Annotated in this window: 9 protein-coding genes; 5 read left to right on the top strand and 4 right to left on the bottom strand. The window is 71.3% G+C overall.

Annotated elements, in window-relative coordinates:
- The first annotated feature begins 63 nt into the window (after positions 1-63).
- Together OG472_RS32330 and OG472_RS32325 are read left to right on the top strand one after the other, a co-directional pair.
- A complete protein-coding gene (locus OG472_RS32330; protein WP_405832368.1) occupies positions 64-999 on the top strand; it encodes a serine/threonine protein kinase in 936 nt (311 codons plus the stop codon).
- 5 nt (positions 1,000-1,004) lie between these two features.
- A complete protein-coding gene (locus tag OG472_RS32325) occupies positions 1,005-3,194 on the top strand; it encodes a protein kinase domain-containing protein (protein ID WP_405832367.1) in 2,190 nt (729 codons plus the stop codon).
- 83 nt (positions 3,195-3,277) lie between these two features.
- On the opposite strand, the gene OG472_RS32320 is transcribed toward OG472_RS32325, so the two are convergent.
- Positions 3,278-5,527, bottom strand: a complete 2,250-nt coding sequence (locus OG472_RS32320; RefSeq protein ID WP_401613723.1) for an MMPL family transporter — start codon at positions 5,525-5,527, stop codon at positions 3,278-3,280.
- Between the two features lie 485 nt (positions 5,528-6,012).
- Positions 6,013-6,921, bottom strand: coding sequence for an acetylglutamate kinase (gene argB, locus OG472_RS32315; protein ID WP_405832366.1), 909 nt, complete (start codon positions 6,919-6,921; stop codon positions 6,013-6,015).
- 418 nt (positions 6,922-7,339) lie between these two features.
- Between argB and OG472_RS32310 the strand changes: the two genes are divergently transcribed.
- Positions 7,340-7,576: an MbtH family protein gene (locus tag OG472_RS32310; RefSeq protein WP_319726399.1), complete on the top strand. Its 237-nt coding sequence runs from the start codon at positions 7,340-7,342 to the stop codon at positions 7,574-7,576.
- A 109-nt stretch (positions 7,577-7,685) separates the two neighbouring features.
- On the opposite strand, the gene OG472_RS32305 is transcribed toward OG472_RS32310, so the two are convergent.
- The gene (locus tag OG472_RS32305; protein WP_401613719.1) at positions 7,686-9,041 is read right to left on the bottom strand and encodes a lysine N(6)-hydroxylase/L-ornithine N(5)-oxygenase family protein; all 1,356 of its coding nucleotides are present in this window, start codon (positions 9,039-9,041) and stop codon (positions 7,686-7,688) included.
- Positions 9,042-9,234: 193 nt separating this feature from the next.
- On the opposite strand from OG472_RS32305, the gene OG472_RS32300 reads away from it, so the two are divergent.
- Positions 9,235-9,924 (top strand): FMN-binding negative transcriptional regulator, encoded by a 690-nt coding sequence (locus OG472_RS32300; protein WP_401613717.1) that lies wholly within the window; start codon positions 9,235-9,237, stop codon positions 9,922-9,924.
- A 78-nt stretch (positions 9,925-10,002) separates the two neighbouring features.
- Here OG472_RS32300 and OG472_RS32295 read toward each other — a convergent pair whose 3' ends face one another.
- The gene (locus tag OG472_RS32295) at positions 10,003-10,845 is read right to left on the bottom strand and encodes an LmbU family transcriptional regulator (protein WP_401613715.1); all 843 of its coding nucleotides are present in this window, start codon (positions 10,843-10,845) and stop codon (positions 10,003-10,005) included.
- A gap of 465 nt (positions 10,846-11,310) precedes the next feature.
- On the opposite strand from OG472_RS32295, the gene OG472_RS32290 reads away from it, so the two are divergent.
- Complete coding sequence (locus tag OG472_RS32290; protein ID WP_405942321.1) at positions 11,311-12,501, top strand: cytochrome P450; 1,191 nt, start codon at positions 11,311-11,313, stop codon at positions 12,499-12,501.
- The last annotated feature ends 16 nt before the right edge of the window (positions 12,502-12,517 follow it).

Genomic DNA, 12,517 nt, shown 5'->3' with positions numbered 1-12,517 from the left:
TTCGGCCGCCGCGGCGGGCACCGCTTAGGCTCGGGGCCGATCAACCGACCCGGGAGAGCGCACATGGAACGCCTTCGTCACGACGACCCGTCGCACGTCGGGCCGTACGTGATCCTGGCCCGGTTCGACTCCGAGTCCGCCGAACGCACCGTTCCCGAACGCCGCTACCTCGGGCGCACCGCCGACGGGCAGCGCACCGTTCTCGTCTGCGTGCCCCGGATCGGCGCCGATCCGTCCCGGTGGGCGATCGAGGCGGAGGGCGCCCGGCGGCTGTCCGTGCCCCGGTTCCTCGGCATCGCGGAGATGGGCGGCACGGCGGGGTTCCCCTGGTACGCCGCCCCGTACACGCCCGCGCTGCCGCTGCCGGCCGTGCTCGCCGCGTACGGCGGCCCGCTGCCCGAGGACACCGTCCGCCGGCTCGGAGCCGCGCTCGCGGAGGGGCTGGCCGCCGTACACGCCCAGGGGGTGACGTACGCGGGCCTGTCGCCGGCCGCGGTGCTGGTCACCCCGGGCGGGCCGCTGCTGACCTGCGTCGGCGCGGTGCGGGCCGCGGCTCCCGACGGAGTGCGGCGGTCGGGGCTGCCCGGGCTCGATCCCGGGTGCCTGGCCGTGGAGCAGGCGTCGGGCGGCCGGCCCGGGCCGCTCGGGGACGTCTTCGCGCTCGGCGCCGTACTGGCGTACGCCTCCACCGGGCACACCGTGCCCGAGCAGAGCGAACTGCCGCCGGGCCTGCGCGGGCTGGTCGGGTCCTGTCTGTCGTCCGACCCGGCGGCGCGGCCGCAGTCCGCGGGGGAGGTGCTGGGCGAGCTCGTGTCCGCGGCGGCGGGCCCGGGCCCGGGCGGGGAGGCGTACCCGCGGGCCGGAACCGTCCTCGACCACGCGGCCGTGCCGCTGCCGGGCCGGGTGGTCGCCGCGCTCGCCGCCCAGTCCGCCGCAGTGCTCGCCGCGGAACTCCCCGCCCCGCACCAGCCGTTCGCCTCGCCCCAGAAGGTGCACTGACCCCGATGTCCGTATCGCCGCCGCGCGCACCGCTCGCGCCCCTCACCCACGACGACCCCCAGGTCCTCGGTGACTTCCGGCTGCTCGCCCGGCTCGGCAGCGGCGGCATGGGCACGGTCTATCTGGCCCGTTCGGCGGGCGGGCGGACGGTCGCGCTCAAGACCGTGCACACCCGGATCGCCGCCGACACCACCTTCCGTACCCGGTTCCGGCTGGAGTCGGACGCGGCCCGGGTCATCGGCGACCGCTACGGAGCCCGCGTCTTCGGCTCCGACGCAGTGGCCGCCACGCCCTGGCTGGCCACCGAGTACGTCATCGGGCCGCAGCTCGACGAGGCGGTCCGGCTCGCCGGTCCGCTGCCCGAGGCGTGCGTCCGCTCGCTGGGCGCCGACCTGGCCCTGGCACTCGGGCAGTTGCACCGCTCCGACGTGGTGCACCGCGACCTCAAGCCCTCCAACATCATGGTCACGGCCGCCGGGCCCAAGGTCATCGACTTCGGTATCGCGCGGGCCCTCGGCGACGAGCGGCTCACCCGCACCGGGGCCGCGGCGGGCACCCCCGCCTTCATGTCGCCGGAGCAGGCCGGCGGTCTCGAACACTCCCCGGCCGGCGATGTGTTCGCCCTGGCCGGTGTGCTGGTCTTCGCCGCGTCCGGGCACGGCCCCTTCGGCGGCGGGCAGGCCGCGGACCTGCTGTACCGGGTGCGGTACGCGGAGCCCGACCTGGGCGGCGTACCGGCGGCGCTGAGTCCGCTGCTCGCCCGCTGCCTGGCCAAGGACCCGGCGCAGCGCCCCACGACGGCCGAGCTGGCCGGGCTGCTCGCTCCCGGCGGCGCCCCGTTCGCGGACGGGCTGCCGCAGCCGGTGCTCGCGGACATCGCCCGGCGCGCCGCGGCGGTGTGGCAGGAGCCGCCGCTCCGGCTGCCGGCGCCCGCCGTGGAGCCGGACACCGTGGTCGGCGCGGGCGGCGGCATGTCGCGGCGCAGGCTGTTCGCGGTCACCGGCGCGGCGGCCGGAGGGGTGGCGCTGGCGGCGGGAGGCGGGCTGTGGGCCTGGCTCGGCGGCCGCGACCGGGACGGGGCGAAGGATGCCGGGCAGCCCGCCCTGCAGCCGCCGCCGGACCCGCTGTGGCAGGACCAAGGGCCTCCTCCGCGGGTTGGCGGCACCCCGCTGTCGGTGAACGGCATGCTCGTGATGGCCCGCGGGATCACGACCGTCGGGGTCTCCCCGCAGGACGGCAGGTACCTGATGGACTTCCACGGGTACTCGGACGTCTGGCGCGTCGCCACCGACGGCAAGGTCCTGTACGGGATCAGGAAGCCGGACGCCGCGGACAAGGCCCTCGCGGTGGTGCCCCTGTCCCTGGAGAACGGCAAGGAGCAGGCGCCGCTCGTCCAACTGCCCGCGTACGACGGTACGAACGCGCTCAACCAGATCCTGGGCGTGGACGGCGACACCGTGTTCCTCTGCGCGAAGGCGGCCGGGAGCGGGCAGTGGTCCGTGGTGGCGGCGAGCCTGAAGAGCGGCAAGGAGCTGTGGCGGCAGCCGACGGCGGCCCCCACCGCGAACCAGGTGGAGTTGGGGCGCCCGTCCCTCGTCCGCGCCAAGGCCGTACGCGGCGGGGTGCTGCTGTGGCAGCGGGCGGACACGGGCGACGCCCTGCGAGTGTCCCTGCACGACGCCGGGAGCGGCGCGGAACGCTGGGCCGTGTCGCTGGAGGCGCCGGGTGCCACGCCGGACCAGCCGGCCACGGACGACCAGCACGTGTACGTCGGTGCGCAGAACCTGCAGGCGCTGCGGCTCACCGACGGCCAGCAGGCCTGGTCCTTCGGCGAGGGCCACGACGTGGGCAAGGTGATCGGCCAGCGCCGGTACGGCATGCCGGCCGTCCGCGACGGGATCGTCTACGCCGTGCAGGGCACGCGCGGCATCGTCGCCATCAGCGCCACCTTCGGCACGCTGCAGTGGACGGACGTCCTGCCGCAGGGCACGAACCCGAATCGCGACATCGCCCCCGTGGTCACCCCGAGCCACATCTACAGCATGGACGCCACGGGCCTGCGAGCCGTCCGCATCCGCACGCAGAGCGCGGTCTGGCACTACCAGACGAGCGCCTCCATCCTGACCCCGGATCCGGACGGCAAGCGGCTCTACCTCCGCGAGGCGAAGAAGCTGATCGCCCTCCCGCTCCCCTAGGCCGTCTGTCGCCGCAGCGCGAACGCCCGTACGCCGACGGCTCCGGGAGCCGTCGGCGTACGGGCGCTGTGTTCAGCGGAGGATCAGCCGGGGATGTGGACCTCCTGCTCCCGGCGCTGCTGGGCCGGGATCGGGGCGCCGAGCACGTGGTTCAGCTTCTCGCCCTCGACGTCCATGTTCGGCAGCAGCCGGTCGAGCCAGCGGGGCAGCCACCAGGCCGAGCGGCCGAGCAGGGCGAACAGGGCGGGCACGAGCGCCATGCGGACGACGAAGGCGTCGAAGAGGACGGCGATGGCGAGGCTGAAGCCGACCATCTTGACGAAGACGTTGTCCTCCATGATGAAGCCGGAGAAGACGCTGACCATGATGATCGCGGCGGCGCCGACCACCCGTCCGCCGTAGCGGAATCCGGTGACCACGGCTTCGGTGGGCTGCGCCCCGTGGACGTAGGCCTCCCGCATCCGGGTCACGAGGAACACCTCGTAGTCCATCGCGAGACCGAACACCACACCGATCATGAAGATCGGCAGCGTGCTCATGATCGGGCCGGGCTGCTCGACTCCGAAGAAGTCGCCCAGCCAGCCCCACTGGAAGACGGCCACGACCGCGCCGAGGGCCGCGCCCACGGAGAGCAGGAAGCCGAGCGCCGCCTTGAGCGGGACGAGCAGCGACCGGAAGACGAGCACCAGCAGCAGGAAGGCGAGGCCGACGACCAGGCCCAGATAGGGCAGCATCGCGTCGTCGAGGGTCTGGGAGAAGTCGATGAACAGGGCGGTCTGACCGGTCACCAGGATCTCGGCGCCGCCGTTGGCCGCCCCGAGGGTGCCGGCGATGCCCCGGATGTGTCCGACCAGGTCCTCGGTCTCGGTCTCGGTGGGTCCGGTCTTCGGGATGACGGTGAGGACCGCGGTGTCGCCCGTGTCGTTGGGGGTTGCGGGGGTCACCGTGGCGATGCCCTCGACCTTGCCGAGCTCCTTGCCCACGCCTGCGGCGGCGGTGGCCGCGTCCTTGGCCTGGACGGTGACCATCAGCGGCCCGTTGAAGCCGGCCCCGAAGGACTCGGACAGCATGTCGTACGCCTTGCGCTGGGTGGTGTCCGTCGCCATGGTGCCCTCGCCGGGCAGGCCGAGCTGCAGGCTGGCGGCGGGCACCGCGATGGCACCGAGGCCCAGGACTCCGAAGAGGAGGACGACCAGGGGACGGCGTACGACGAACCGCGCCCAGCGGGTGCCCAGGTTCGGCTTCTGGCGGGCGGCCCGCTTGTCGGCCTTGCGCTGCTGGCGCTCGGAGAGCGGCTTGCCGTAGTACTTCTTGCGCTCGCTGCGCGGCATGACCTTGATCGGCGCGAAGCCGAGGAGCGCCGGGACGAAGGTGGTCGCGATCAGTACGGCGACGGCGACCGTGCCGGCGGCGGCGAGGCCCATCTTGGTGAGCATCGGGATGTTCACCACGCTGAGGCCGGCGAGGGCGACGATGACGGTGAGGCCGGCGAAGACGACGGCCGAGCCGGCCGTGCCGACGGCCCGTCCCGCGGCGTCCTGGCGCTCACGGCCCTCGGCCATCTCGGAGCGGTAGCGGGAGACGATGAACAGGGCGTAGTCGATGCCGACGGCGAGGCCGATCATCAGCGCCAGGGTGGACGTGGTGCTGGAGAGACCGAAGGTGGTGCCGAGGGCGGTGATGGCCGCGCCGCCGATGGCGACGCCGAAGATGGCCGTGAGCAGGGGCATGCCCGCTGCGATCATCGAGCCGAAGGTGAGGACCAGGACGATGGCCGAGACCAGGATGCCGATGCCTTCGGCACCGCCGCCCGGAGCCCCGTCCACCTTCACGGCGTCGCCGCCCGCCTCGACGGTCAAGCCGGTGGCCCGGGAGTCTTCGAGCGCCTTGTCGAGGCCGTCGTGCGCCTCGTCGGTCACCTTGAGGGCCGAGACCTTGTAAGTGGCCACGGCGTAGGCCGTGGTGCCGTCCTGACTGACGGCGTTGGTCTTGAAGGGGTCGGAGGCCGCGACGACGTCCGGCGCCTTGGCGAGCGCACCGACCAGGCTCTCGACCTTGGCCTTCTGGGCCGGATCGGTGAGCTTCTCGCCGGCGGGGGCACGGACCACCACGCGGGCGGTCGCGCCGTCCACGCTCATGGCCGGGAACTTCTCCTTCAGCAGGTCGAAGGCCTTCTGCGACTCCGTACCCGGCATCGAGAACGTATCGGTGGGCGGCGGCGGAGCGACGGAGGCCGCGAAACCGGCCCCGACGACGACGGCGAGCCACAGCAGTGTCACCAGACCTCGTCGCCTGAAGGCGAATCGGCCCACTTTGTAAAGGAAGGTGGCCATAGCGAAAAAACTCCTGTTTGAATCGGTACCGCGAGCGGGCGGCTGGTGTTTCCGGTGGGGACGGACGGCCGGTCAGTACGGCCGGCCGCAGGCCTGGTCCGCGACCCGGAGCGGGCCGGTCGAGGCGAAGAAGGCAAAGAGGGCGAAGGAGGCGCCGCTGGCACGCTTCCTACGACGTCGGGTCGATGACGCCAGCATGGCACATGTTTGGTGCCATTGTCGCGCCACATCTGAGCCAGAACGGCAGTCTGACCGAAAGGCGCTGCCTGCCGAGTCGGGGCGCAGACTCCCCGGAGCGTGCGGGCGCACCGCGCCGACCTGGGTCGCGACGCCCCGGAGCGGCCCCGGAACCGGGCGTGGGCAAGGCTCCATGAGCCATCGCGTTCCGGCCAACACCCATCAGACGCTCCCGCCGCTCTCGGTGGCGCCGGCGCGGGCGCCATGGCGCCACCGTGGCGCCATCCCGGCCCGGCGGGTCGGCGCGCTCACGCCGGCACCTGCGCCTCTTCCAGGTCCGGCACGATCACCGTGCCGACCCCTTCGTCCGCGAACATCTCCAGCAGGATCGCGTGCGGGACCCGCCCGTCGATCACCCGCGCCCTGTCGACGCCGCCCCGCACCGCGTGCAGGCAGCCGGTCATCTTGGGGACCATGCCGTCGGCGAGCTCCGGCAGCAGCTTCTCCAGCTCGCGGGCGGTGAGCCTGCCGATGACCTCGTCGCTGAGCGGCCAGCCCGCGTACAGGCCCTCGACGTCGGTGAGCATGATCAGCTCCTGGGCGCGCAGCGCGGTGGCGAGCGCCGCGGCCGCGGTGTCGGCGTTGACGTTGTAGACGTGACCGTCCTCGGCGCTGCGCGCGACCGGGGAGACCACCGGGATGCGGCCGTCCGCCAGCAGTGCCTCGATGGCTCCGGTGTCCACCCGGGATATGTCGCCGACCCTGCCGATGTCCACCGGTTCGCCGTCGATCCACGGCACGTGCCGGGTCGCGGTGAGGGTGTCGGCGTCCTCGCCTGTGATGCCGACGGCGAGCGGGCCGTACGCATTGATCAGCCCGACCAGTTCGCGCTGCACCTGCCCCGCGAGCACCATCCGGACCACGTTCATGGCGGGCGTCGAGGTGACCCTGAGCCCCGCCTTGAACTCGCTGGCCAGGCCGCGCCGTTCGAGCTCGGCACCGATCTGCGGACCGCCGCCGTGGACGATCACGGGCTTCAGTCCGGCGTAGCGCAGGAAGACCACGTCGCGGGCGAAGGCGGCGGTCAGCGCCTCGTCGACCATGGCGTGTCCGCCCAGCTTGATGACGACGGTCCGGTCCTGGTGGCGGGTCAGCCAGGGCAGCGCCTCGCCCATGGACCGCGCCTTGGCCAGGGCGGGATGCTGACGGATCGTCATGAGAACCTCGCGCGCAGGGGGAAGAGAACGCCGGCCGCGCTGGTGACGCTCATCGGCACAACTCCTTCTGTGGAGGACTCAGGGCTCCCGGAACACGTGAATTCCCGCGGATACGGGCCCGCGGTCACCGGTCCAGCATCGCGCGGGGGAAGGGCCCACCGGAAGCCCATTCCCGGGAACTCAGGGCAGAACAGCGAAGATTCGGGGCAGTGTGTTACCGCTGTCCCGTCAACAGGACAGTGGGCAAAGGACATCGACGACCGGTGGGGCGCTTCATGGGCCCGACGGTCTCCACGGGACGCCCGAAAGATGCCATGATCGGGCATGGCGGTCTCGCCAACTCCATCCCCACTAACGGATGACGGTCCGTTTCCCGGCCGGGAAGCGGACCGTGAACGGCTTGAATTGGAGTGCATTCATGAGCAGCAACCCGTTCGACGACGCCGACGGCCGGTTCTACGTCTTGGCGAACGACGAGGAGCAGCACTCGCTGTGGCCTTCGTTCGCCGAGATTCCGGCCGGCTGGCGCATCGTATTCGGCGAGGAAAGCCGCCAGCAGTGCCTGGAGCACGTCGAGGCGAACTGGACCGACCTCCGCCCGAAGAGCCTGCGCGACGCGATGGCCGCCGACTCGGTTTCCGCGAGCGCCGCGTGAGGTGAATGCGGCATTCCACGGAATTGCCGAAGACGGACGAAGGGTGGGCCCCGGTGCTGGAGGTACAGCACCGGGGCCCACCCTTCGGCGTGGGGGAAGAGCGCGGGGGTCAGGGCCGGCCGGCTCCCGCGACCTCGACGGTGCGCGCCCCGGCCTGCTCCTGTTCGGCCCGCCGCAGCACGATGGAGTCGGCGATCTCGCCACTGCGCACGGCGATGTTCGACAGCAGGGACGAGGACAGCCCGTGGGTGTGCTCGGTGCCGCCCTGGAGGTAGATCCCGCAGGACGGTCCGGTCGCGGTGACGAGCCGGTAGTCGCGCTCCACCCGGTGCCGGCCGCTCACGTCCCGCAGGAAGTGGCGGTCGAAGTCGCCGAGCAGGCGGGCCGGGTCCATGCCCTCGTAGCCGGTGGCGAAGACGAGCGCGTCGACGTGCAGCTCCTGCGGCTCGCTGTCGAGCAGCGAGTTCAGGGTGAGGCGCGTGTCGCCGCCGTTCCGGGTGACCTCGGCGACCCGGGTGAGGTTGAGGAAGTACAGGCGCTTGCTGCCGCGCACCTCCTCCTCGTACGAGCGCTGGTGCAGGTCGCGGATCACCTCGTCGTCGACGACCGAGTAGTTCGTGTTCCGGTGGTAGTGCCAGAAGGCCTCCCGCGCCTGGTCGGTGCCGAAGTAGTACTCGTCGACGGCGGCCGGGTCGAACACCTGGTTGGCGAAGGGCGTGTCGTCCGCGACGGAGTAGCCGTAGGACGGGATGACCGCCGAGACGCGTGCGTGCGGAAGCTTGTCGTACAGGAACCTGGTGATCTCGGCCGCGCTCTGGCCGGCGCCGACCACCGCGACGCTCCCCAGCTCGCGGGGGTCGAGGCTGTGGAACTTCTCCAGGAACTCGGAGCTGTGCCACACCCGCTCGTCGCGCGCGACCCCCGCCGGCATGCGCGGCACCAGGCCCGTCGAGATGGTCACGTTGCGCGCGCGGACCTGGCGGACGCCGCCCGCCGCGTCGCGGACCTCGAGCCGGAGGTGCTCGGGGGTCCCGGATCCGCTGTCCTGCGCGGGCCGGATCGCGGTGACCTCCGATCCGTAGGAGACGCGGTCGGCGAGGCCCGACGCCGCCCATTCCAGGTACTGGTGGAATTCCTGCCGGGTCGGGAAGAAGTCCTGGTTGTTCACGAACTGAACGAGCCGGCCCGCGGCGTGCAGATACGAAACGAAGCTGAAGCGGGACACCGGATTGCGGAAGGTGGCCAGGTCCTTCAGGAACGAGATCTGCATGGTCGTCGACGGCAGCAGCATGTTGCGGTGCCAGCCGAAGGCGGGCTGCCGCTCGAAGAATGCGGCCTTGACCGGATGCTCCGGAACATTGGCCCGGTGCTCTTCCAGAGCGATCGCGAGCGACAGGTTGGACGGGCCGAAGCCGATGCCGACCACGTCGTATATCTCGTGGTTATGCGTACCCGTTGTACCCATAGACAATTCTCCCGCTAGCGTCTTGGAATCTCGACCGGTGATCCGGGAGACCTCTATTCAGTATTGCGCCGGAGAACGTCCCGGCGCCAACCTGAACACGCCAATAAGGCGATCCTGGCGACCCTGACGCGGACCGAATAGCGAAGACCTCTGTCCGGCCGACAGGACAGCGGTACGGTCGGTCCGGATTTACATGTCCTCGCGCATTAGCGCCGATCGAAAGGGTGAATTCCGGATGTTCGTCCCCAGCAACTATCGCGAACCGGACGGTTCGTGGATGACCGATCTGATACGAGACAATCCGCTGGCAATGGCGGTGACCAACGGGACCGCCGAAGACGGGCCCTTCGCCACGCACCTGCCGGTCATCGCGGACCCGCAGGCGAACGCCGAATGGTCGGACGACCTGTCCGGCGGCATTCTGCTCGGGCACATGAACAGGGCCAATCCGCACTGGGCGGCGCTGGAAACGGGAAGCCTCGTCCTGCTGACCTTCACCGGACCGCATTCCTATGTCTCGCCGACGGTGTACGAGAAGTCGCCGGCCGCCCCGACATGGAATTTCACCTCGGTGCACGTGCGGGGCGTGGTGGAGAAGATCGAGTCGATCGAGGCGACCATGGGAGTCGTGCAGTCGACCGTGCGCGCCTTCGAGGAGTCGAAGTTCGGCACCGGCTGGGACATGTCCGATTCCCTCGGCTACTTCCGGCAGATCGTGCCCGCCGTGGGCGCCTTCCGGGTCACGGTCACGGGAGCCGAGGGCATGTTCAAGCTCAGCCAGGAGCAGCCCTCCGAGGTCCGCGGCCGCGTGCTGGACTCGTTCACCCACAGCCCGTGCACCCGGCAGCGCGACACGGCCGACCTGATGCGCCAGCTGCCCTGATCCGCGCGGCCGGCCCCAGCCTTCAGGGCCCACACTCCCGAGGGAGTGCGGGCCCTGTGACCCGTACCTCCGAAGCGGTCAGGCGGTGATGGCCAGCCGCTGCCCGGAGCCGGCCGACCGCTCCGGTCCACCGGGCTCCGCGGAGCGCTCAAGCCCCGCGGATCCCTCGACTTCCGCGGATCGATCGGGCCCCGCCGGTCCGTCGGAGTCCGCCGTCCCTTTGAACTCCGCGGGCCCATGGTCGCCCTCCAGCCTTTCGAGCTCCTCCAGGGCCTCCTTGGCCGCGCTGTCCAGCGTCACCAGGACCCAGCGCTCGAAGTCGACACCCGCCTGCTCCGCGGCCTTGTGCCACCACTGGAGCCGGCTGCCGGGCACCTCCAGCCGCCGCGTCGGCTCGGCGGGCAGCCTGACCTGCGCCTCGTCCTCACGGGCGGCGCGGATCGCGCTGCGCAGCTGCTTGGTGGTCCACTTCCGCTGCTCGGCCCGGTCGAGCCAGGCCTCCTGCTCGTCGTGCGGCAGGGAGGCCAGCTCGGCGTGGTGCTGGAAGCTCAGGGCGCCCCGCCGCCGGCTGAAGTCGAACCGCCGCGAGACCCAGGCGTAGTTGCGCAGGGTCTGGTACTGCAGCCCGGCGGCGCGGATGCCGCGCTGGTAGCGATCGGTGTAGTGGTCCTTGCCGTACACGAGCCAGTCGCCGAGCCACCATGAAGAGGAGTCAACGATTCCGGACAGCTGGCGTCCGGCCTTCTCCCAGTCGTCGAAGGACATCCCCGCCGGCATCTGCAGGCCCACCTTCGTGGTCAGCACCTGGCCACGACGGGGATCCTCGCCCATGGCCCGCCGCTGCCTCGGCGCCAGGTCGGGGCTCGTACGGATCTGCCCGATTCTCGATCCCTCGATGTCGCTGGCCTGAATCGCCATCATGCCTCCATGTGAAGGGTCCACAGATCAGGCGTGCAGGCTCCCAGCCCGTGCTAAAGGCAGGCCAAAGCGGCCGGACACCGGCTCGCCCCGCGGGTGCGGGCCCTGCGGGCCGTCCCGTCGACGGGACAGGGTCGCGGAGCTCATCGAACAATTGAACAGCCGTCGACCGTTGTCGGCGCCTTTCTGTTCTCCGCTTCCCGGGCGGAGGGTATGTTCATTCTCGGCCAGAGTTTCTTCGCTGCGGCACACGAGAATTCCCTTCGCCGCCGGCTCGGCTCGTTCACGAAGCATCAGAGGTAAAAGCGTGGCGGCCTTGGTCCGTAAATCCACGCGCCTGCACCGCGCCTCCCCCATTCAGCTCGTCCAGTCAATTCAGCCGGAGCAGGAGGATCGGAAATGACGCAGTGCGGGGCCGGGCACCGGCTTCTGATCACCTGACCGCCGAACACAACGGGGAGGAATCACATGAAGCACCGCAGCGCCGGCCCGCTGGGCCCGCTTCCGGAGTTCCTTGGGCAGTACGTGGCCGGGGAGGGGCACGTCCCGGACGGCATCGACGTCGTCCCGTTCTTCACGCCCGCCGGGGACAAGATGTGGCTGGTGTGCGACTACGCGCTGGCCCGCAAGGTCCTGACGGACAAGCGGTTCAGCCGCGCCGAGGCCGTCACGCCGCACGCCCCGAAGCTCAACGACGCCCAGCCCGTGCCCAACTCCATGATGAGCATGGACGGAGCCGATCACTCCAGGCTGCGGCGCGTCGTGACCAGGGCGTTCACCACCGGCCGGACCAACGCGCTGGCCCCCGCCGTGGAGGAGCTCGCCGACCGCCACCTCGACGCCATGGCCGCGTCGGGGCCGGGCGCCGACCTGATCGAAGGGCTCGCGGCGCCGCTTCCGCTCGCCGTCCTGTGCTCGCTGCTGGGCGTTCCGCCCGAGGACGGCACGCGGTTCCGCGACTGGGTCGAGGTGCTGTTCGACATCTCCGCCAGCACCCCGCAGGAGAAGGCCCGCCGCAGGCTCGAACTCATCGACTACATGGCCGACTTGATCGACCTCAAGCGCCGCCGGCCCGAGGACGACCTGCTCACCTCCATGATCGGGGCGCACGAGCAGGGCGACCTGTCCATGGGCGAGCTGCTCACCATGGGTCTCACCCTCCTCATGGCCGGCTACGAGACCGTCGTCGGACAGATCGGCACGTCGGCGCACGCCCTGCTCCACGACCCCGCCGCGTACGAGGAGCTGCGCGAGCAGCCCGACCGGCTGGCCCCCACGGTCGAGGAGCTGCTGCGCCTGACCCCCTCCACCCCCATCAGCTTCCCGCGCGTCGCGGTGGAGCCGGTGCCGCTCGGCAGCGTCACGGTCCAAACCGGGGAAGGCGTCATCGTCTCCCTGCTGCACGGCAACCGTGACGGCAAGACGTTCGCGGACCCCGAACTGCTCGACCCGCAGGGGCACGACGCCGCCCATCTGACGTTCGGTCACGGGGTGCACCGCTGTCTCGGCGCGCCGCTGGCCAGGCTCCAGCTGCAGATCGTCCTGGAGCGCCTGCTGCGGCGGTTCCCGACCCTCCGCCTGGCTCCCGGCCCCGACGCCGTGGTCTGGAAGGACGGCCTCGGCACGCGCGGGCTGTCCCGGCTGCTGGTGGAGTGGTAGCCGCTCCGCGCAGGCC

Source organism: Streptomyces sp. NBC_00207, assembly GCF_045160965.1.
Lineage (GTDB): Bacteria > Actinomycetota > Actinomycetes > Streptomycetales > Streptomycetaceae > Streptomyces.
Note: the sequence above shows the minus strand (reverse complement) of the source record. Positions and strands in the feature narration are given on the sequence as shown.